Below are 19,706 nucleotides of genomic sequence, written 5' to 3'. Positions count from 1 at the left end.
TCGGTCGCGGAAATATCGGACCGCGCCGCCCTGGCAGGTGTCGTCCAGGGCGGCGAGGAAGCTGCCCTTTTGAAGCGGTGTCTCTGCGGAACGTCTGCCCTTTCCTCGGCTGACAGGCGTCAACTGGCGCCATTCTGTGACGGCCCAGCGAGAACCCTTATGGTCCGCCCGCTGTACTCGCATGCGACACCGCATGACGCGGCCGGCCGACAGACTGAAAGGGGTTTTCCTTCGGCCCGCCAGGAGCCTGGCGATGCGGGTTCTTCTGAGACTCCGAGGGAGGAGCACTGGTGACGTCGTTTAGTTCCCGACCCTTGCGGAGCCGAAAAACATGGTTTCACCGATTGGCACTCATTTCGGTGCCCGTCATTGTCTCGGGAGCACTCGTAGCCGCTGCGTTCGGCGTGTTCGCATCGAACGAGGCACCGGCCAAGGCCGCGGGAGCGGCTCAGACGGTGGGCTCGGAGAGCGTCGCCGCCAAGCCCACGGGGCCGCCGGGTCCGCTGCACGCGGAGGGCTCCCACCTGGTCGACGCCAGGGGCGACCAGGTGGCCCTCACCGGTGTGAACTGGTTCGGGTTCGAGACCAGCAACTTCGTGCCCAGCGGGCTCGGAACCCAGAACTGGCAGGCCATCCTCGACCAGATGGTCGCCACCGGCTTCAACACCCTGCGCCTGCCCTACACCAACCAGCTCTTCGCCGAGGGCAGTAAACCCTCCGGCATCGACTACGGCAGGAACCCCGACCTGCAGGGCCTGTCCGGTCTCGCGCTGATGGACAAGATCGTCAAGGGTGCCACCGACCGTGGCCTGATGGTGTTGTTGGACCAGCACCGGCCGGACACCAAGGGGCAGGGTCAGCTCTGGTACACCAGCACCCTCAGCGAGGACAAGTGGATCCAGGACTGGACCATGTTGGCCCGCCACTACCGTGACAACCCGCTCGTCATCGGCGCCGACCTGCACAACGAGCCGCACGACCCGGCCACCTGGGGCAGCGGCAACAAGGCCAACGACTGGCGCCTCGCCGCCGAACGCGCAGGCGACGCCGTCCTGACAGCGAACCCGAACTGGCTCATCGTCGTCGAGGGCATCAGCGACGGCTACTGGTGGGGCGGTAACCTGACCGGGGCGAAGGATCACCCGGTGCGGCTGTCCAAGCCCGACAAGCTCGTCTACTCCGCGCACGACTACGGGCCGAGCGTGTGGCAGCAGACGTGGTTCAAGGCGAAGAACTTCCCCGACAACATGCCCGCCCTGTGGAAGAAGGAGTGGGCCTACCTCGCGATGGACAACACCGCCCCGGTGCTGATGGGTGAGTTCGGCGGCCGCTCCGTCGACCCCAACAGCGTCGAGGGAAAGTGGCAGCGCAAGCTGCTCAGCTTCCTCAAGGAGCAGGGGATCTCCTACACCTACTGGGCGTGGAACCCCGACTCCGAGGACACCGGCGGCATCGTCCAGAGCGACTGGAGGACCGTCGACCAGGCCAAGCTGTCCATGCTGAAGGGCTACCAGGCGCCACTGCTGAAGAACGCCCACGGAAGACCGGCCGGCAAGCCCGCGCCCACGGGCGCCGGAACCTACGTGGTCCAGCCCGGCGACACCCTCGACGGGATCGCCCGGGCCAACCACGTCACCGGCGGATGGCAGACTCTGTGGAACCTCAACCGCGACGTGCTCAAGAGCCCGAACCTGATCGTAACGGGCCAGCGGCTGCGACTGCGCTGATCCCGAGCCGGTCAGCGCGTTGACTCCCGCCGTCGCATCACCTCTGCGGATTCAGCGGCGGGAGTCACGACGTTGGCGGAGCAGCGGGCCGTCCGGCGCGCCGTCGCGGCCGGGTCGGCGGCCGCCGACCCGTGGTCGACGACGACAAACGCGCCGCGATCCTGGCCCGCCGCCAGCGCGGAGAATCCATCCGCACCATCGCCGCCGGAGTCAAAGTCTCCGTCGGCATCATCCACAAAACCCTGGCCGAGGCCGGAGAGGCTCAGCGGGACCAGTAGCCCCCTCTCAGACCTCATCGTCACCATCGCCGGGGCGGCCCCACCAGACGGTCGTTGCCCCTTTCCGGCTTACTTGGTCTGCTCCCCACGAGGGTATCCAGCCGATTAATGCGGCTGATGACGTGGCCGAAGTAGTAGCCCGGTTCGCGCGGCACTCCCGGATCGGCCTTGCCTTCGGTGTCGAGTTCTGTGCGGCGCACCCACCGCTCGACCCACCAGAGGGCGGAACCCAGCAGGGTCACCGGTTCCCACCAGTTGACGCGTTCAATGATGTGGGCCAGTCGCGAGTGGCTGTCTATTCCTTGCTGGTACCCGTCCCAGAACGCCCGGCGCTGGGATGGTGTGAGCGCGTTCTGGTCGAACGTGTACGCCATCTCGTCGGCGGGGTCTCCGAGCCGCGTGTACTCCCAGTCGATCAGACAGGGGCCGGGGTTCCAGAGCACGTTTCCCGGACCGATGTCACCGTGCAGTAGCGAGAGGGTCTCGCCGGAGTTGAAACCGCCGGAATCCCGGGAAGCTTCAAAGCTCTCTGCCAGCGAGCCGGCGGCGCTCCGGAACCGGTCCTGGAGCGTTTCAGGCAATGGGTCACGAGCCCACGCGAGGGTCGACAGGATTGCACGAAGCCGGTCGCCGGCATACGACGCGATCGTGGTTGCCGTCCCCATTGACTCGCCCAGGCCGTCGACGGGGCGCTCATGGACCCAGGCCACGAGCGAGGCAAGTTGCCCGATCTGTGTCAAGCCCACCGTCTGCAAATCCTGCTGGCGTCCGGGAAGGAACTGCATGCACATCGCTGGCGCATCGAACCAATCGCTCGTGCGGCGGAAGTCGTACAGCTCAGGGGCTGCAACGCCACCCACGTTCTCAAGGACCGCCGCCTCGCGCTCAGCATGAGCGAGCTCGGAGGCGTCGCCGCCGAAGGAGACTCTGACTACAACGTCCCGGATGCCATCTGATGCGTCGCGGAAGGAGACCCGGTTTACCGCATGGCGGTTGCCCTCCTCGAATGGGGTCACGGCAGTGACGGCCTCAGAAGGCCAGCCCATCGCGTCAGATGCGTAGGCCCGCACCGCGGCGAGTTGATCTTTGCTGGTCATCTCAGTCACCGTAACGGAGCCTTGGGCAGTCGTGATGGTCGCCGCGCTCGAGCTAGAGACGGGGGCTTGAGCAGCAACCGAACGGCCGGCCCGTCGGTGAGGTATCCCGCGTTCGGCGCGTTCTCGCGCCAGTCCAGCGTGTAGGTCACTCGGTGAACCCGAGCCGACACTGGGCCTCCTCATGTGGGACGGTCCGGAGCGTGCCGTTCGCCTTCTCGATCTCGTACTGGGCGATCGCGAGTCGGTCCTCGAGGTCCTCGAGTTCGGCGGCGCTGATGATCGCGGCCGCGGCCTGGCCATGGTCGGTGATGATGACCTGCGCGGCGCGTCGCACGAGGCTGCCGAAACGGCTTCTCGCATCGGTGATGGTGACGATCTCGGCGGGGGCGACTGGTGTCGGCTCGGGAAGACCGTGGCTCATGACACAAGCGTGCACTATTTGACACTCAGGATGCGGCGTACAGGTGGCGGGCTGCGCGGTGGTAGCGGTTCGGCTGAGCCGCCAGGCCGTGCCAGCGCGCCAGTCCGGTGGTGCCCGGCGGACTGCGGCTCGCTCGCAGCATGGCACGGCGTATACGCGGCGAAGTCCGCCCCAGCTTGACGAACCTGCAGGTGGCATGAGGGGGTGCATCCGTCTTGAAAACCGCTTGGCAGGGACCCCTCTGCCACATGGGTTCGAATCCCATGCCCTCCGCTCAGGCTGGAGACGGCCTCTGGTCTGCGCAAGCGGTGCGGAGGTCAGAGGCGGTTCGCGGCGCGCCGTTGTCCTGGTTGCGGTTGTCGAAGACTCGCGTAGGGGCCTCGGGTGGGGTTGGCGTCGGTGGTCGCGTGGCTGTGCGGAGGTTGGCGGTCGGTGCTGGCTGGTGTGGGTGCTGCGCCGTTGGTGGGTGGTGGGCAGTGTGGGTCGGGGTGTGGCGAGTCCGGCTGGGTGGGCGGGGTAGGTCCGGGGCTGGTTGTTGGTCTTGCTTGGTCGCGCGGGTTTGTGCGGGGATTCCGCGGATTTCTGCGGCGGACGCCTTCTGGCGGTGTGCACTGGTGCTGACCTGCGAGGACGCGAGGCGGGCCGGTTTCTGCGGTTTCTGCGGATTGTGCGGCGGCGGGTGGCGGCAGTGTGGGTTGGGGTTGCGTGGCACCAGCTGGAGGTTGCCGAGCCCGAGGCGCAAGTCCTGGGACGTCCTTGCCTGGGCCGAGGGTGACGTGGGCGTGGTCGAGACCGCGAAGGACCTGTTCCGTGACCTCGGTATCAAGGTCGGCCGGGACCGCCTCTTCGCCCTCCTGGGCGACTACGGGTGGATCTACCGGGCGGGCCCGGACGGGCGGGGGAGGCCTTGCCAGGGGCAGGTCGAGGACGGCCGGTTGTCGATGATCCCGCAGTCTCACTACCAGCGGCGTACCGGTGAGCTGGTGCTGGACGCGCCGCAGGTCGGTGTCAGGGTCAGGGGCTACACGAACTGCGCCGCCGGCTTGAGGGTGAAGGTCGGCAGTCTGTGAGCGTCTAGCTGCGGGGCACGTCGATGGCGTATGCCATGCGACGGCTCCTGTTCGACGGCCCGGGAGCTGCACGCCGAGGTGGTCGCCGGCTTGCTGTCCGCCCACGTCGCGATGCTGAAAGCCGGTGGCGGCGCGGCACCTTCACCGTCCGCGCCGATGACCCTGGACGCGATCGTGCCGACGTTGCGCCGACAGCGCGACCCGAGGTGCTGGCCGCCGCCACCCTGCAGCTCAGGAAGCCGTCGTGGTGGCCGCGTCGGCGTTGTGTCCCGCGAGTACACCGATGAACGCCTCAACAGTCGTCCCCGGCCCGTCCATCCACAGCATGGCGGCCGCGAGCGTTGCTGACAGTGCCAGCCAGCCCGCCCAACCATGAGCAGATCCTCATCGACTTTTGGGTGACAGCCCCCGGTCGCGGTGGAAATGTGGGGTGCGGGTCCGCCCCGAGCTTTCGATCATCTTCTGCGGGCGGACCCACCACCGGTGTCGGGTGTCTCCGTCCCTCCGCCCGCACGCTGGCTGGTTGAGAGGTGGGAACCTCATCCACGAGAGGGCCTGCGCCAGGGCCCAGCACCCTGGCGCAGGCCATCCCTCATCCACACGACAGTGGTTGGCGCGACAGCACAGCGGACAAAGTCGCAGGAGGGGATCTGCTCTGGTCAACCCCAGATGGGCGCAGTGACACCTGACGGCGCAAAGATGATGTGGGGATCTGCAGGTATCGGAACTTCGATACCGCCATCCTTGCTCGGCCGTGGAACCACCGTCGACCCTGCGACCGGCCGCGCAATCGAGTTCCAGGCCTTCTGGACACCCGACCCTCGCAAGGACTCCTCACCAAAAGACGTCAAGCCGATCGCGTCGCTCAAACCCGAGCAGAGCAGCCATCCGCAGCTCTTTGTCGAGATTCCATACAGCAGGACCGAGGACGACGGCAAACCCATCAGCCTCTATAAGGCCGTCACGAACGCCACACTCGTTGAGGCAGGCATGCGTGCCTACAAGATCTGGGAGAACTTTATCTCGCCAGCGCTCGACGAGGTGCGGTTGCCGTCACCACCGACGGACAGGCAGCTGATCTTTGATCTGATTTTGATGGCTGCCGGACTCATCCTGATCAGCATGTCGATCCTGCTGCCCCGCCAGCCGACGCCGAGATAGCCGCAGCGGGAGAAACTGAGGCGCGACGGCAACGGAGCTCCTTGCGGGGCAAGCTGTCTCGGACGACTGCCCGTACCAACGAGCTCCGTTGCTCTACATCGGCAACCAGTTGATACCCCTTTGCGTGACCTGCGAGAACTCTAACTGCCCGGCCTTGGGGTAAAGCCCCGTTCGCGGCGTTGCCGCAGACCTTGAGGCTTATTCATAAGTGCGGAAGAAGAATAGGCCGGTGACAGCTTTCAGCATGCTGGCGTATTTGGAGATTGGTGGCCGGTAGCGGCCGCCTTCTTCGCTGAGCATTCGCCATGTTTTGAGGTGTGCGATGACGTGTTCTACGGCGGCTCGGATTTTGGACAGTTGCGTGTTGAAGTCGGCCTGGGTTTGGTGAAGTTCGCCGTTGGCGGGTTTTCTGATCGGGGTGATGTCGATGCCATCGACTCCGACGTAGCCGAGGTCGGCGAGGGCGTGGATGTTGGTGAGCTTCTCTGCGAGTCCGGACGCGGAGTAGGCGTAGGCGTCGTGGCGAGCACCGTGTACCGGCGTGGCGCCGACGCCGGCCAGTGTTCCGTCCATGGTGGCGGCGATCTGGATGTTCATGCCGGCGTAGCCGGCCTTGCCGGAGAACAGGTCGGGGGTCCCTCGCCAGTCCCATGTCGGGCAGATTGTGCCGTCGACCAGCACGGTTCCAGCTCCGACCACCCGCTGCGGGTCGGGTACGAACTCGGCCAGGGCCTGCCCGATGGCCGGGCGTAGCAGGTCCCATCGGCGGCTCACCGTGGGCTGGCTGACCCCGAAGATGGCCCCGGCGAAGTCCTGGGTGATGTTCTTGCGCATCAGCGACACGACCATCGCGATCGAGCGGTACAGGCCCAGCGCGTACGGACGGCCGCGCGAGTGGAGGTCTCCGATCAGTGTGTGGACACGCCCGGCAAGCTCGGTCAGTTGCCCATCGGTCAGCCCTGTCATAGCCTCATGCCGCAACGGCTTCTCCAGATGGTTTCCGCAGATTTGGACGTCCGCGAAAATCTCATGCGAGGAGCCGTTGCTTTTCCAGCCCGACACGCATCATCTGCGAGATTGATCAGATGTTGTTAGCTGACCCGAGTAACCACTGAGGAAATTCAAAAGAATTCGTCCACTCAATTGGAAGCTACAGCCCGACGCCCGACGATGAGTGGCTGCCTGGATGGCTGCCTGCTCAATGTCGGCGGTCAGGCCCGGGACGTCGGTGCGGCAAGCTCGGCCAGGTGGTGCAGCGAGTTGGAGAGATGCTCAGGGCCGAACGGCGGGAACTGGAGGTACTCCCGGATGGACTGCGGCACGGCCGACCAGTCGTAGGTGAGCGTGACCTCAGTCTCGGACGGACCGAACCGCGCCAGGTCGTAACGCCAGAACCAGCCGCCGAACTCCAGGTGACCGTCGCCCTTGGGGTCGTACCCCGTCAGCCAGCCAATGGCGCGCGGCGGGTCGAGCACGTGGACCTTGTTGGCCACCTGGTAGCCACCGTTCGGATGGTCGGCGTGATACATGTCCATCCGGAAAATCTGCTCGACCTCGGTCAGCGGCGCCCGGTCGACAGCTTCCTGAACCCAGCCGGTGCCATCGATCGCAGAATGGGTCGTCGGGTCCGCCAGCACCGCGAACACCCTCGCGGCGGGCACGGCGACGGTCAGGGTGGCGCTCACGTTCTCCGCGGCCACGGTGTGCACGCTCCTTGGCATCTCGGATCATCTCCTGTGGCTTGGGCGGCGCCCCTCGTGGGCGGCGCTCACCCCTTCCACGAACGCCTCAACCCCGATCCGACACCGCCTCCCGGACCGCTAATTCTAAGTTTCCTCGGCCCACGTGTCGCAGATCAGGTGTCGGAGATCTGTTACTTCTGGCAACCTTATGAATAAGCCCCCTTTACGTCGTGCCAGGCCCCGCTGGTGTTTCGCGACCGCTGCCAGGTCCCTGCCTGCTAGGCCCGGAAGATCTCGATCAAGGTCAGGGCCGCCACTCGCCGCCGAGCGGTTCCGGGCGGACCTCTCCGTTCCCGCCGAGTTCCATGGCGATGGATGCAATGTGCAGCGGCGGAAGTGTGTCATCGCGGCCCGGGCCGACCGCCCGGCGCAGATTGCCACAGAAGGGGTGAACCTCCTCCTGGCCGTGCGGATCGAGCCGGATCTCGGCCATGGGAGTACCGGTGGCCAAGCCTGAGCTGAACGGATGAATTATCGGAATTCGCACCGTATAGCGGTGTTTGTTAGTGGGTGGTGTGGTCGACGATGCGCTCCCTGCGGTCACCGACGTCTACCTCAGCAAGTACGCTGGCACCTTACCCCCGTATCTGCAGCCGCACTCGGTGGGGAAGCGGTTGATGCGACGCTGCGCCTGGTGCGCAGTTGGCATACCGCGAGATGCATGCCGGGCGCGATATGCCAATAGCGGAGACGATCAGAAACAGTCAGTATTGCGCTTTAAGCTCTGACCCCTTGACCTCGGGCGATCAGGACGACCTCGGAGAAACAACCTGGCGTAACAGGAGGAACCTGTGGACGATCTGCTTGCACAGGCCATTGCCGCACATGGCGGCCTTGAACGCTTCAACACATTCAACAAGCTGACCGCTACGGTCCTCGCCGGCGGGGGCTTGAGGCCGATGAAAGGCCTCGAAAATGATCCCGCACAGGAGAGGACGATCACGCTTCATGAGGAAACTACGTCTATCAGCTCGTTCGGCCAGCCGGACTGGCGCATGGTTTTCACTCCCGACCGGGTCGCGATCGAAACCACCACGGGCGCCATCGTCAGCGAGCGCTCCGCTCCAAGGGACTCTTTCGCTGGCCACGTTCTCGAGACGGCGTGGGATTCTCTTCACCGTGCGTACTGGAGCGGCTACACGATATGGACATACCTCACGACACCATTCTTGTTGGCAATGCCGGGGTTCGAGGTCGCCGAAATCTCGCCCTGGCAAGAAGGCGGAGAGCTCTGGCGCGGGTTGCGCGCACGGTTCCCAAAGGCAATCGCCAGCCATAGCCAAGAACAGGACTTCTACTTCGGTGACGATTTCCTCCTGCGCCGGCACGACTATCACATTGATGTGGCGGGCAGAGTTCCGGTGGCGCAATATGTCCACGACATTGTGGAGGCTGATGGGCTCCGCTTTCCGACCAAGCGCCGTGCATACGTGCGTGGCCCTGGCCTGAAACCGATTCGCGACCTGCTGCTGATCTCGCTCGACCTGAGTGATTTCAAGCTCGCGACATAGCTCGTGGGTGCCCGAAACTCGGTCGGCCTGTGCGACCTTCGCATATTCGTGGATCATGCCGCCGAGCGGGTCATCTGTTGACCTTGATATCGCCCACTCCTGCTGGCGTCAGGGCAAAAGCGTTCTCGGGGCGCGGTCATGATCAGGTCGAGTGCGTCGCCGGGGCATGACCGGTAGTGATCAACCGCGGCGGCCATGTTGCGCCAGCCGACGAGGCGGGCCAACCCGATCGCGAGGTTGCGCAGCATCGACATCACCCGCGGTGCGCTGCCTGTACGGACCTTCGACGCATCCTCCCCGAACGTCACATCCCTCACATGGTGCAGTGCCTCGATCTCCCAGTGCCCGCGCACCCAACGCGCGAGCTCGGCCGCGCTCGCCTGAAAACCCGTCAAACTGGTGACCGCGGACAACCGCTCGATCGTCACCCGGCCGGTGCGCATATCGCGGCGCAAGCAGGGACTTCCTGCCATGACACACGACGACCTCGCGGCCCACGCGCGGGCCATCATCGACGCCAACCTCTACCTGATCCTGGGCACGGCCGACCCGGATGGCCGCCCGTGGACGTCCCCGGTCTACTTCGCCCCGGCAGGCGACCGGGAGTTCTACTGGCTCTCCGCCACCGACGCGCGAGGACGCCAACAGCCCTGCCGATATGAGCCTTTCCGCGCAAGGTGGTGACTACTGATTGTGGTCATGTGGTGCGGCATGGTCGAAGTGGAGGATGACACCGCGGTGAGCCTGTGGCCAGGCGAGCCGGACACGGCGACCCGGAAGCCGGGGCGGCGAGCGGCGGATAAGGACGACCGCGGGGACGATCACGACTGCGACGCCGAGCATCGGCGGTAGTCATGCCGGTCACCTCGTGATCGACGCTACTCAGGGGTGGAGGGTGACTCGCGATCAAAGATTTCGGTCGGACTCTTACGCGGTCGTCGTTCAGGCAGCGGAGCGCTCGGCGACCGGCCGGCGACGCAGGCTCACGTTCGAGACGGCCGGCGGTGTGTAGGCCACGTCGTTGGGGCCGGCGTCGGTACCGGGTGGAGCGATCTCGTCGATCCGGTTGAGGACCTCGTCGTCCAGGATGACGTCGGCTCCGGCCAGCAGGTCGTCGAGCTGTTCCATGGTGCGCGGCCCGATGATCGCCGAAGTGACGCCTGGGTGGGCGATCGCGAACGCCATCGCGAGGTGGGTCATCGGCAGGCCTGCCTTGTCGGCGAGCGGAACGAGCTGTTCGACCACGTCGAGCTTGCGCTCGTCGCTGAAGTGCCGCGGCATGCCGCCGGACCGGTGGGTGTCGATCTGCTGGCCCTTGCGGAATCGGCCAGTGAGCAGGCCCTGACCCAGCGGGCTCCAGACCAGCGTGCCCATCCCGTAGCGCTGACAGACCGGCAGCACCTCGCGTTCGATGCCCCGGTTGACGATCGAGTACGGCGGCTGCTCGGTCCGGAAGCGCTCGAGGCCGCGCCGCTCCGCGACCCACTGCGCCTCGACGATCTCCGAGGCCGGGAAGCCCGACGCACCGATTGCGCGCACCTTGCCGCTGTGGATCAGATCGGACAGGGCCGACAGAGTCTCCTCCAGGTCGACCGCCGGGTCGGGGCGGTGGACCTGGTAGAGGTCGAGGTGATCGGTCTGCAGGCGGCGCAGGGAGTTCTCGACCGCGGCGATGATCCAGCGCCGTGAGTTCCCCCGGTGGTTCGGATCGTCGCCCATCGGGTAGTGCACCTTGCTGGCGAGCACGACGTCGTCGCGGCGGTCTTTGATTGCCTTGCCGGTGATCACCTCGGACTCGCCCTGCGAGTACACGTCGGCGGTGTCGATGAAGTTGATCCCAGCGTCCAGAGCCCTGTGGATGATCCGGATCGAGTCGTCGTGGTCCGGGTTGCCCATGGCCCCGAACATCATGGCGCCCAGGGCGTACGGGCTGACCTGGACTCCGGTCCGGCCCAGTGTGCGGTACTTCATGGTTCTCTCCTTTGGGGGGCGTTCGACGGTGGTCGGTGAGTGGTCGGCCCCGTGCCGGTGCCCTATCCCCGTCGCCGATGACGCCGATGACGCCGATCAGGCCCAGCGCCTGGTGGCTCTGTCGATCGACGGGCTCGGCTACGGCGCCACGGCCCCGCATAGCGAGGTCGAATCACCGGCTGACCGCCGGAAACAACGTTGCGGTATTGCGTTGCGGCGGACGCGTGGCGGAAGGACTCGGCGTGCTGACGCCGGGAACCTGACCCGACGACCGACGGCACGACGTGACCGTTTCCTGAGGTTCGGACTATCCGGACCGCGTTGAGGACGCTGCTCGCAACTGTTCGTCGTCGAACACGATCTCGACCAGCGGGCTACGCGCGAGCCAGTCGTCGAACTCCTGGCGCCGGGCGACCCGCGCCGCGATCTCGGGTCGGTTCTGCAGGTCGAGGACCGCAGTGATCACCCGTCGCCGGGTTGGCTCGTCGACCGGCCTCGCGGTCGCGGGCAGGTCGGCTGTGACCCGTGCTTGAGATGCACGACGAACCGCGGATGGGCGCGCAAGTTCGCGTACCAACCGCGGGGAACGGGCATGCCAGTCAGGTACCAGCGACCGTCGACGCGGTGGAGCCAGACCTCGACGCGGCGCGGCGTGCCGCTGTGTCTACCCAGCGTTGTGATGTCGATTGTGCGCTCGGCCCTGGAGGAGTCCGGCCCGACGTCGAGAGCACGGGCAACGGCGTCGTCCACGGTCACTGTCCGCTCTGCCGCTCGTGGGCGAGGGGCATGTCGCCGCCGTCGATTCCAGTCTGCCCCAGCGTGCGGTACTTCATACTTCGCCTCCTTGGAGGCGTTCGGTGAGTGGTCGGCAACCTCATTACCCGCGCCTCCTTCATCGTGATGACTGTCCCGGACTCCATGGCACGTTCCGGTACCTCCATGAAAACAGCGCTGTATATGCCGGGCTAGCAAAATCGTCTCGCGCGGTTGCACAATCCTCTTCGTTCCGGCGGCTCTCAGGGCAGCGCCGCAGCGGCGCGACCGGCTCCACCACGCAAGCGCACCGCATCGATGCTGGGCGGAGCACCGAACAGGCGCCGATACTCCCGGCTGAACTGGGACGGACTGTCGTACCCAACCCGATAGCCGACACCGGTGATGTCGTTCGGGCTGTTCGCCAACAGCAATCTCGCCGCCTGCAGCCGGATGTGTTTCTGGTACTGGATCGGGCTCATCGCCGTTACCGCGTGGAAGTTCCGGTGGAAGGCGGAGACACTCATCCCCGAAAGCTGTGCCACCTCCTCGATGCGGAACGGCCGGGTGTAATTCTCCCGGATCCACCGCACTGCCCGTGTGATGTGGCTCAGGCCGCTGTCCGCGAGGCCGAGCTGACGGACGAGGTCACCTTGTTCTCCGGTCATCAACCGCCAGAGGATCTCGCGCTTGAACAACGGGGCCAGTGCCTTCCGGTCCCGTGGCCGGTCGAGCAGGCGCAGTAGCCGCACGATAGCGTCGAGCAACTCCTCCGGGGCGTCACTGACCGCGATTCCCGGCCCTGCGGTGCCGGGGGACCGCGGAAGATCCCCCGGCGCGGCCTGCAGCAGCAACTCCGCGATGGCGGCAGGTTCCAGAGTCATCCCGAAACTGAACGCGGGGTGTCCCGGGACGGCGTCGATGACTTGCCCCGTCACCGGGAGGTCGACCGAGGCGACGAGGTACTGACCAGCTCCGTACTCGTAGACGCTGTCTCCCAGCGCCAGACGCTTGCCGCCCTGAGCGATGACCGCCAGCACCGTGCCGGACATCGAGGACTCCGGCGAAGTTGTGCGGTCGGCCTTACAGATCCGGACGCCCTCGATGGCAGTGGTCAAATCGGGACGCACGTGCCGTTCCAGCAGTTCGCGAAGCTCGTCCAGAGACATGTCACGAGTGCAGCACAAAAACCGCGGTGACCGCCCGGCAGCGAGAGGATCGTGCAAAAATTCGCGAGTTTCGTGCAACCGTCCGCCGAGCGTCGATGACACAGTAAGCCCTCTTCGTCGTGATCGCACTGGTCACGGCAGAGATATGCGGCTGAGTACACGATCGACATCACGACACTGGGCGCACGCACCGGCACCCCTCGCCGCGTCGAGATCTACCGCAGTGGCGAGACGGTGTAGTTGGGTAGGGTGGGTGGCGGCGCACCGCTGGTCGAACAGGCGCAGCAGGTGGCTGAATGTGGTCCGGTCGGGGCGGGTGCGGGCTTTGGCGAGCAGGTCGAGCAGGTCTTCCTTAGCGTTCCAGGCGGCCAGCACCGGCTGCCCGACCGTCGCCAGCAGGGCCTGGAGGCCGTCGACGAGATGATCCACATGCTCGGCGCGCATGCGGACAGCGGATCGGGTCAGCCCGCCAGCTCCTCTAGCGCTGGTAGCCACGGCGCGGAACTTCTGGGAGGCGAGCGACCGGCGTTGTGCGCCGACCGCACCGACGGGGTGCGACGGTGGCTTGACCTGTCCGGAGGCTGTGTAGCAGGCACCTTATTGGGTAGGTGATCATTGGCGCACACAGGAGGTGCCGATGCCGGATGTGTCACCAGTTCTCGTAACCGGTGCGGCCGGGGGCGTGGGAGCGGTCGGTCGGACCATCGTGGAACTCCTACGGAATCGGGAAGTGCCGGTCCGTGCGTTTGTGCACCGCGAGGACGAGCGTGCAGAGGCCCTGCGTTCTACCGGTGCCGAGGTCGTGGTGGGCGATCTCGCTGAGGCGGGCGACGTTATTCACGCGATGACCGGTTGCCGCCGCATGTACTTCGGTATGAGCGTGTCCTCGCGGTATCTGCAGGCGACGGTCACCGTGGCGGCTGCCGCACGCGAGTACGGAAAGCTGGCGGCGCTGGTCAACATCTCGCAGATGACGGTCTCCCAGATGACGCTCACGAGCACCACGGAGTCGGCGCAACAGCGCCAGCATTGGCTTTGCGAGCAGGTGTTCAACTGGTCCGGTCTTCCGGCGGTCCACATAAGGCCGAGCGTATTCCTCGAAAACCCAATCTTCATGACGATCGCAGCCTCATCGATAGCCAGGAGCGACACGATGCGGTTGCCGTTCGGCTCTGGACGCACGTCACCGATCGCAGCCCGCGACGTTGCCGAAGTGATCGCCGCGGTGCTTGTCGACCCGACTTCCCATATCGGGAGGACCTACGAGCTCACCGGACCACGATCGCAGGACATGACCGCGATGGCGACCGAGTACTCCGCAGCCTTGGGCCGACCGATCACCTACGTGGACATTCCGCTCCAGCAATGGGTTGACCAGGAGTTGAATGTGCTCGGCCTGCCGGAGCACCTGCGCGAGCACGTCGCCACCATGGCGCGTCTGCACAGGGAGAATCGCTACGATCGACTGACCCACGATGTCGAGGCCGTCATCGGACGGCAACCGACGAGCGTCCACGGCTGGGTCGCGGGCCACGCGGCGCTCTTCGCAAGGCCAGAAGCCAGGAGGAAGCCGTGACCCAACCGCAGATCGCCGCTGTGGATTGGGAAGCACGTCGCTTGGCAATCGAGGTCGATGGCTCGTTCGAGGACACTGTTGCGCGATATGAGGCTGCCGTGCCCACGTACCCCGCTGCACGCTTCGAACAACTCATGGCGGACAATGCCGGATGGCAAACCGTGCTCGACCTGACCGACGAAATCGCCGAACACGGATTTCTGATCTACTGGAAAACTGCCGCCGATTCCCTCATGCGCCTCGCCGGAGATACTGCCCGATGCACCGCCTACCTCATGGGCAACCATACGATCGCCGAGCGGATGTTCCACCACAACCCAGCTGTCATGCTGTACGCACCACTGCGTACCGTCATCTCGCAAGTACCCGGCGGTCCGACACTCTTCTCGACAGAACAGCCCAGCCGGCAGTTCTCGTCGCTGGGAAACCCCGACATCGCCGCGGTCGGCATCGAACTTGACCACAAGCTTGCCGCCCTGCTCGAGGCTCTGTACCTGCCCGTGCCAACGTGTCTCACGGCTTGAGGAGCGCTGGGACCGATCAAGTAAGCCCGACAACCCTTCATACCCGCGGCGGCGGGTTCCTCTACCCACAGCCCAGGGATAGGCGAGCGGATCTTCCCCCGCGAACCGCGACCATGTCGTCCGGCCTCAACCAGGGCGACATCGTGTACGCCGCCGCATCGAGCATCACCACCACACCGCGCACCGTCATCAGCGATACCCAACGTCAACGCAAGCAGACGTCGGCCTCCGGCTCGAGTAACAAGGTCCAGGCCGGACATAGACCCATCACTGAGCAATTGCCTTAAGCCTCGATCCGTGGACCCGCTGAGTTGATGGTTTTGGTTGCGGGTCGCTCGTGGTTGGTGGTGGGTGGGCAGGCCGGGATTGCTGGTCTGCCCAGCTTTCCTTTGGTCTCCGGTCGGGCCTTGGTGGCGGGTGGCTAGTTTTAGGCGACGCGTGGTGGCCCGGTTGCGGGGCGGAACACGTTGTGCCAAAGGGTGTTCCAGTGTTTGGCCCAGGGCCAGTGCTCGGGCAGGTGTAGGACGGTGCGGCGCTGTGGGTGGGCGATTCTGGCGGGGACGGTGACGATGTGGCGGCGAAGCGTCGCGCCGCGGGCGGCGGCGTGGCGGGGGCTGGTGAGGGTGCCGGCGGCGCGGAGCAGGTTGTGGGTGATGGCTGCGCAGATCGCCCAGGCGCTGTTGGCGGCGAACCGGCCTGAGGGTAGGTGTGCGAGTGGTCCGTCGATCAGGTCGGCGAACACGGTTTCGATGATCGCGTGCCGGCGGTGGGTGATGTCAGCCTGCGCGGTGGGTTCGGTGTTGTTGGTGAAGAACGGGTGGTGACGCCATACCGGGAACAGCTCCTGATCGCCGGCCTGGTCGTGGGCTCGGTCACGGACCCTGCGCACGACCAGCCGGGCGGTGACCGGGTGTTTGGTGGAGGTGAAGGCGGTGAACTCCGTCTCGGCGACCTCGGCGTCGGAGATCAACTCACCGGTGTCGGGATCGACCACCGCGCCGGGGTAGTGCACCGGGGTCCAGGCGTCGTCGGGGATGGAGGCGATCGCAGCGGTGACTGCCGGGTTCTTGGTGAGCACGACGGAGAACCGCGCCCCTGCTTTCACACACGCGGCGACCACGGCGTGGTTGCCATACGCCGAGTCGCCCCGCATCAGGATTTCGCCGGCCGCCCCGGCGGCGCGGGTGGTGGCGATCGCTTCGGCCACCATGCTCGCCGCACCCTTGCCCGAGGCGGCCCGTCCGGCGCGGAGCCGGATCCCGGCCACCACCGGCGCGCCCTGGCTGGTGCTGATCGTGGTCGCCAGCGGTGACAAGCCCCGGCGCAGCACCTGCCGGCCGGCGATCTTGGTGTGCCCGAAGCTCGCGCCCTGCTTGGCGTGCCCATAGACCGGGCGTAGGAGTGAGTCGATGTCGATGAACGCCTGGGTCTCGATGCCGGGCAGCAGCCCGCTGGCCTGGACAAGGTTGACCAGATGAGCCCGCGCGACCGACGCCAACTGCATGCAGTGGCCGTGGGTGAACTCCCGCAGAAACTGGCCAAGCGTCGCCGGCGCATACACCCCGCCGAACAGCCGGCGCATCCCACCAGAGCGGATCACATCCAGATCGTCGATACAGTCCGCGCCGGCAGCCATCCCCGCGATGATCGAGGTGAGCTTGCCCGCCGGGTTGGCCGCTGCCGACCTCACCGTCGTGGTCCGGATCGCGACCCGCTCGTCCACCAGCTCCGACAGGCCCGCCCGCTCGGCCAACGCCATCACCGGCGCCAGGCCCGCACACGACACCAGGTTCTGATCATCGAACACCGGCGTGGCTCGCGACCACCCGTACGGTAGTTTCACTCTCAGTGCCTTTTGGATCGGGTTGGATCAGGACCTAGACACTCCAGATTCTCCCGATCCAGAAGGCATTTCTTCTACTCCGACCCGCCGACGATCAGCCATCAGTCCACGGATCGAGGTTAAGTGAAGAGATCGGCGTCAAGGACAACACGCGAGCCCGTTCCGGCTGGACCGCACGGCCGCAGTCGGCGGAACACCTTCGCGGCGCGGGCGATCGACGCAGCGGGGATCGGGCCTATTGGGGCAATGCTCCATTGGTCATGACTCAGGCGGTTGATTCCGTGAGCCGATTACTTGAGAATCGAGGACATTCGGCGCCTTCGCTGCCATCGCGATCATCCCGCGTTGTTCTGTCCTTGCAAGCACATGTCCCCCGACCCGGCTTCTGTCCCAGCACCGCTGGCGCCGGAGGCCCAGGCCAAGTGATGAAGGCGGCCTGTTCCGCCAGGCGGCCTACCCTCTAGTGTCGTGTAATGAAATCTGCTTGCCACCAGGAGCAGCTTCGGACCGCCCTGACCTGCGGCGATGCTGTCTGCGGGAGTAAATGCTCAACCATTACGCGACACTAGCGTGAGACGCGCGGCCTACCGTCTAGCGTGGGACGTGAAGCTTCATGGCTGGAGAGGAACGCCACCGCCAGCAGTGGCTGGAGTCGGCATTGGAAACGAACCGGCTGCTGCTCGAAGGGGTTAGCCCCTACGACGTGTTACGTACAGTCACAGAACATATACATGTTGTGTCCGGTGCGGAATTTGCCGCCATCGTCACGGTCAATGCTGCCTATCCGGAGGAGACCGCTGTCTACGAAGCCGCGGAAGGTCTCGGTCTGGGGCACATGGACGGCTCGCCTGTGCCGCTGCAGGGCCTTCTCGCCACGGTCGTGGAATCGGGTACCGGCGTCGTCAGCGAGGACATCACCCAGGAACTGGGGTGGGACCCGGCTCCGCAGGTTGCGGAGGCACTTTCCGTTCTTGGTCCCGGTGTTCTCCTTCCGCTCGCCGTGGGCGGCAAGGTGCTGGGCGTGCTGATCGTCGGTTGGCGCCGCGGCTCACCCAATGCACGCATCTCCGAACAGGAGGTGCAGATGATGAAGATGTGCGCTGGTCTTGCCGCGCTCGCCCTTCAGCAGGTCGACGCGCGCCTCCTGCTGGCCGAAGAGCGCGACCGCATCGCCAATTACCTGCGTGATGTGGTGATAGACCGGCTTTTCTCCATTGTCACCTACCTGCACAGCGTGGCCGGCCTGGTCCGCCGGCAGGAGGTACAGCTCAAGGTCGACAAAGCCATCGACGAACTCGACGAGACGACCCAGCAGATCCGCTCCGCGATCTTTGCCCTCCCTCAGGAGCGAGCCGCGGGCGGGCAGACACCCAGTGCCCAGGTGCTGGACGAGATCGACTGGGCCCGGGCCATCCTCGGCTTCACTCCCAGCCTCGTCATCCACGGGCCGGTCGACCAGCGGCTGTCTCGGGACCTCCAACGCGAACTCGCGCGAGCCGTCCGGGAAGCCCTCGCCAACGCCGCCGCGCATTCCGCACCGAGCATGGTCGAGGTCGTGGTGCGGGTGAGTGCGGGCCAGCTCACCCTCACCGTCACCGACGACGGTCGGCTGAGCGAGCAGGCGATGCCCCACAGTGCTCTCCCGCAGTTGCGGAACCGAGCGCTCCGTCTCGGAGGCTCCTGCACCGTACGCGCGAACGATCAGGCGAACACAATCGTGGAGTGGCGCGTACCGCTGACCGCATAGCTAGGACCAAGGCCGTTCAGTTAGGCGGCGGCTGTTGTGGTCAAGATGTTGATCTTCGGCATGTCGGGCCGGTAATGGGGGCGGAGCTCCGGTAGGAGAGGTCGTCTGCCAAGACATCCACGACATCGAGCTGATGGATGCCTCTGGCAGGCGGCTTGCCAGAGCGCGGCTGCCCGAGGGCGTGGCCGGGATGGCCCGGCTGCACGCGCTGATCGGCGAGCAGCTCGGTGAAGACGCCGACGAGACCGCCGAGCAGGTGGTGATCGGGATCGAGACCGATAAGGGCCCATGGGTGCAGGCGTTGATCGCTGCCGGGTACCGGGTGTGTGCGGTGAATCCCTTGCAGGCTTCCAGGTACCGGGAACGGTACGGGATGTCTGGCGCCAAAAGCGACGGCGCCGATGCGCACATGCTGGCCGACATGGTGCGCACCGATTCCCACCAGCTGCGCCCGGTGGCCGGCGACAGTGCCGAGGCGGCAGCGATCAAGGTGGTGTCTCGTGCCCACAAGAGCATGATCTGGGAGCGGACCCGGCACATGCAGCGGCTGCGGCACGCCCTGCGGGACTACTTCCCGGCTGCGCTCGAGGCGTTCGAAGAGCTGACCACGCCCGATGCGCTGGAACTTTTGGCCAAGGCACCAGACCCCGCGTCGGCGGCGAAGCTGACGCTCACCCAGATCCGCACGGCGCTGAAACGAGCACGTCGACGCGGCGACATCGACACCAAAGCGGGCAAGATCCAGGCTGCCCTGCGCGCCGAGCACCTCGGCCAGCCCGCCGTGGTGGCACAGGCGTACGCGACCACCATCCGCGCTGCCACTGCCGTGCTGGCCACACTGAACGAGCAGATCAAGACCCTGCAAGGGCAGGTGGAGCAACATTTTGGCCAACACCCGGACGCTGAGATCGTCCTGTCTCAGCCGGGCCTGGGGCCCATTCTCGGTGCCCGGGTGCTCGCCGAGTTCGGCGACGACCAGCACCGCTACACCGACGCCCGCGCCCGCAAGAACTGTGAGGATCATGGCGTGTCGTCCCAGGCCGTGGCCTGACCCGCGCAAGAACTGGCCGTGATGCCTTCGTGTAGATCTGTCGGCCACGGCCTGGGGCGGTGCGT

Annotated in this window: 22 protein-coding genes; 10 read left to right on the top strand and 12 right to left on the bottom strand. The window is 65.8% G+C overall.

Features of this window, described 5'->3' with window-relative positions:
- Positions 1 to 359 precede the first annotated feature (359 nt).
- Complete coding sequence (locus tag HEB94_RS07725; RefSeq protein ID WP_192749267.1) at positions 360 to 1,727, top strand: cellulase family glycosylhydrolase; 1,368 nt, start codon at positions 360 to 362, stop codon at positions 1,725 to 1,727.
- A 131-nt stretch (positions 1,728 to 1,858) separates the two neighbouring features.
- On the top strand, positions 1,859 to 2,005 hold the full coding sequence (locus tag HEB94_RS07720) for a helix-turn-helix domain-containing protein (RefSeq protein WP_192749266.1): 147 nt from the start codon (positions 1,859 to 1,861) through the stop codon (positions 2,003 to 2,005).
- Positions 2,006 to 2,025: 20 nt separating this feature from the next.
- On the opposite strand, the gene HEB94_RS07715 is transcribed toward HEB94_RS07720, so the two are convergent.
- Positions 2,026 to 3,102 (bottom strand): aminoglycoside phosphotransferase family protein, encoded by a 1,077-nt coding sequence (locus tag HEB94_RS07715; RefSeq protein ID WP_192749265.1) that lies wholly within the window; start codon positions 3,100 to 3,102, stop codon positions 2,026 to 2,028.
- 145 nt (positions 3,103 to 3,247) lie between these two features.
- Positions 3,248 to 3,523 (bottom strand): type II toxin-antitoxin system prevent-host-death family antitoxin, encoded by a 276-nt coding sequence (locus tag HEB94_RS07710; RefSeq protein ID WP_192749264.1) that lies wholly within the window; start codon positions 3,521 to 3,523, stop codon positions 3,248 to 3,250.
- A 722-nt stretch (positions 3,524 to 4,245) separates the two neighbouring features.
- Between HEB94_RS07710 and HEB94_RS07705 the strand changes: the two genes are divergently transcribed.
- Positions 4,246 to 4,593, top strand: coding sequence for a phage antirepressor KilAC domain-containing protein (locus HEB94_RS07705; protein ID WP_192749263.1), 348 nt, complete (start codon positions 4,246 to 4,248; stop codon positions 4,591 to 4,593).
- 669 nt (positions 4,594 to 5,262) lie between these two features.
- Positions 5,263 to 5,754: a hypothetical protein gene (locus HEB94_RS07700; RefSeq protein WP_192749262.1), complete on the top strand. Its 492-nt coding sequence runs from the start codon at positions 5,263 to 5,265 to the stop codon at positions 5,752 to 5,754.
- Between the two features lie 198 nt (positions 5,755 to 5,952).
- Here HEB94_RS07700 and HEB94_RS07695 read toward each other — a convergent pair whose 3' ends face one another.
- The 3 genes from HEB94_RS07695 to HEB94_RS07685 form a co-directional block, all read right to left on the bottom strand.
- Entirely contained in the window at positions 5,953 to 6,720 is a 768-nt protein-coding gene (locus tag HEB94_RS07695) for a transposase family protein (RefSeq protein WP_192749261.1), read from the bottom strand.
- 245 nt (positions 6,721 to 6,965) lie between these two features.
- Complete coding sequence (locus HEB94_RS07690; protein ID WP_202896204.1) at positions 6,966 to 7,475, bottom strand: SRPBCC family protein; 510 nt, start codon at positions 7,473 to 7,475, stop codon at positions 6,966 to 6,968.
- A 265-nt stretch (positions 7,476 to 7,740) separates the two neighbouring features.
- Complete coding sequence (locus HEB94_RS07685) at positions 7,741 to 7,929, bottom strand: hypothetical protein (protein WP_192749260.1); 189 nt, start codon at positions 7,927 to 7,929, stop codon at positions 7,741 to 7,743.
- 358 nt (positions 7,930 to 8,287) lie between these two features.
- On the opposite strand from HEB94_RS07685, the gene HEB94_RS07680 reads away from it, so the two are divergent.
- The gene (locus HEB94_RS07680) at positions 8,288 to 9,007 is read left to right on the top strand and encodes a hypothetical protein (protein WP_192749259.1); all 720 of its coding nucleotides are present in this window, start codon (positions 8,288 to 8,290) and stop codon (positions 9,005 to 9,007) included.
- A gap of 53 nt (positions 9,008 to 9,060) precedes the next feature.
- Here the strand turns inward: HEB94_RS07680 and HEB94_RS07675 are convergent, their stop codons facing one another.
- Positions 9,061 to 9,462: a transposase gene (locus HEB94_RS07675; protein ID WP_192749258.1), complete on the bottom strand. Its 402-nt coding sequence runs from the start codon at positions 9,460 to 9,462 to the stop codon at positions 9,061 to 9,063.
- 16 nt (positions 9,463 to 9,478) lie between these two features.
- Between HEB94_RS07675 and HEB94_RS07670 the strand changes: the two genes are divergently transcribed.
- Positions 9,479 to 9,691 (top strand): pyridoxamine 5'-phosphate oxidase family protein, encoded by a 213-nt coding sequence (locus tag HEB94_RS07670; protein ID WP_238361461.1) that lies wholly within the window; start codon positions 9,479 to 9,481, stop codon positions 9,689 to 9,691.
- A gap of 258 nt (positions 9,692 to 9,949) precedes the next feature.
- Here HEB94_RS07670 and HEB94_RS07665 read toward each other — a convergent pair whose 3' ends face one another.
- From HEB94_RS07665 to HEB94_RS07650, 5 genes are all read right to left on the bottom strand, one after another.
- Complete coding sequence (locus HEB94_RS07665) at positions 9,950 to 10,978, bottom strand: aldo/keto reductase (RefSeq protein ID WP_192749257.1); 1,029 nt, start codon at positions 10,976 to 10,978, stop codon at positions 9,950 to 9,952.
- Between the two features lie 307 nt (positions 10,979 to 11,285).
- Positions 11,286 to 11,444: a hypothetical protein gene (locus HEB94_RS49085; protein WP_202896203.1), complete on the bottom strand. Its 159-nt coding sequence runs from the start codon at positions 11,442 to 11,444 to the stop codon at positions 11,286 to 11,288.
- Positions 11,441 to 11,728, bottom strand: a complete 288-nt coding sequence (locus HEB94_RS54420; protein ID WP_202896202.1) for a nitroreductase/quinone reductase family protein — start codon at positions 11,726 to 11,728, stop codon at positions 11,441 to 11,443. Before HEB94_RS54420 ends, HEB94_RS49085 begins: the two co-directional genes overlap by 4 nt.
- A 266-nt stretch (positions 11,729 to 11,994) precedes the next feature.
- A complete protein-coding gene (locus tag HEB94_RS07655; RefSeq protein WP_337917505.1) occupies positions 11,995 to 13,002 on the bottom strand; it encodes an AraC family transcriptional regulator in 1,008 nt (335 codons plus the stop codon).
- A gap of 30 nt (positions 13,003 to 13,032) precedes the next feature.
- Positions 13,033 to 13,344: a hypothetical protein gene (locus HEB94_RS07650; RefSeq protein WP_192749256.1), complete on the bottom strand. Its 312-nt coding sequence runs from the start codon at positions 13,342 to 13,344 to the stop codon at positions 13,033 to 13,035.
- A gap of 193 nt (positions 13,345 to 13,537) precedes the next feature.
- On the opposite strand from HEB94_RS07650, the gene HEB94_RS07645 reads away from it, so the two are divergent.
- Positions 13,538 to 14,476: an NAD(P)H-binding protein gene (locus tag HEB94_RS07645; protein WP_192749255.1), complete on the top strand. Its 939-nt coding sequence runs from the start codon at positions 13,538 to 13,540 to the stop codon at positions 14,474 to 14,476.
- Complete coding sequence (locus tag HEB94_RS07640; RefSeq protein ID WP_192749254.1) at positions 14,473 to 15,000, top strand: DUF302 domain-containing protein; 528 nt, start codon at positions 14,473 to 14,475, stop codon at positions 14,998 to 15,000. The genes HEB94_RS07645 and HEB94_RS07640 overlap by 4 nt, the downstream gene beginning before the upstream one ends.
- A gap of 427 nt (positions 15,001 to 15,427) precedes the next feature.
- Here HEB94_RS07640 and HEB94_RS07635 read toward each other — a convergent pair whose 3' ends face one another.
- Positions 15,428 to 16,843: an IS1380 family transposase gene (locus tag HEB94_RS07635; protein WP_192749253.1), complete on the bottom strand. Its 1,416-nt coding sequence runs from the start codon at positions 16,841 to 16,843 to the stop codon at positions 15,428 to 15,430.
- Between the two features lie 613 nt (positions 16,844 to 17,456).
- Between HEB94_RS07635 and HEB94_RS07630 the strand changes: the two genes are divergently transcribed.
- On the top strand, positions 17,457 to 18,590 hold the full coding sequence (locus tag HEB94_RS07630; RefSeq protein WP_192749252.1) for a GAF domain-containing sensor histidine kinase: 1,134 nt from the start codon (positions 17,457 to 17,459) through the stop codon (positions 18,588 to 18,590).
- Between the two features lie 115 nt (positions 18,591 to 18,705).
- The gene (locus tag HEB94_RS07625) at positions 18,706 to 19,641 is read left to right on the top strand and encodes an IS110 family transposase (protein WP_337918511.1); all 936 of its coding nucleotides are present in this window, start codon (positions 18,706 to 18,708) and stop codon (positions 19,639 to 19,641) included.
- The last annotated feature ends 65 nt before the right edge of the window (positions 19,642 to 19,706 follow it).

This window comes from Actinopolymorpha pittospori, assembly GCF_014873875.1.
Lineage (GTDB): Bacteria > Actinomycetota > Actinomycetes > Propionibacteriales > Actinopolymorphaceae > Actinopolymorpha > Actinopolymorpha pittospori.
The sequence above is the reverse complement of the archived record's forward strand: the minus strand, read 5'-3'. Positions and strand labels throughout refer to the sequence as shown.

Coding starts and splice junctions, on each gene's coding strand:
- HEB94_RS07645 (WP_192749255.1), top strand. CDS start 13,538: ATGCCGGATGTGTCACCAGTTCTCGTAACCGGTGCGGCCGGGGGCGTG.
- HEB94_RS07690 (WP_202896204.1), bottom strand. CDS start 7,475: ATGCCAAGGAGCGTGCACACCGTGGCCGCGGAGAACGTGAGCGCCACC.
- HEB94_RS07695 (WP_192749261.1), bottom strand. CDS start 6,720: ATGACAGGGCTGACCGATGGGCAACTGACCGAGCTTGCCGGGCGTGTC.
- HEB94_RS07630 (WP_192749252.1), top strand. CDS start 17,457: ATGGCTGGAGAGGAACGCCACCGCCAGCAGTGGCTGGAGTCGGCATTG.
- HEB94_RS07670 (WP_238361461.1), top strand. CDS start 9,479: ATGACACACGACGACCTCGCGGCCCACGCGCGGGCCATCATCGACGCC.
- HEB94_RS07650 (WP_192749256.1), bottom strand. CDS start 13,344: ATGCGCGCCGAGCATGTGGATCATCTCGTCGACGGCCTCCAGGCCCTG.
- HEB94_RS07700 (WP_192749262.1), top strand. CDS start 5,263: ATGGGCGCAGTGACACCTGACGGCGCAAAGATGATGTGGGGATCTGCA.
- HEB94_RS07685 (WP_192749260.1), bottom strand. CDS start 7,929: ATGGCCGAGATCCGGCTCGATCCGCACGGCCAGGAGGAGGTTCACCCC.
- HEB94_RS07710 (WP_192749264.1), bottom strand. CDS start 3,523: ATGAGCCACGGTCTTCCCGAGCCGACACCAGTCGCCCCCGCCGAGATC.
- HEB94_RS07715 (WP_192749265.1), bottom strand. CDS start 3,102: ATGACCAGCAAAGATCAACTCGCCGCGGTGCGGGCCTACGCATCTGAC.
- HEB94_RS07665 (WP_192749257.1), bottom strand. CDS start 10,978: ATGAAGTACCGCACACTGGGCCGGACCGGAGTCCAGGTCAGCCCGTAC.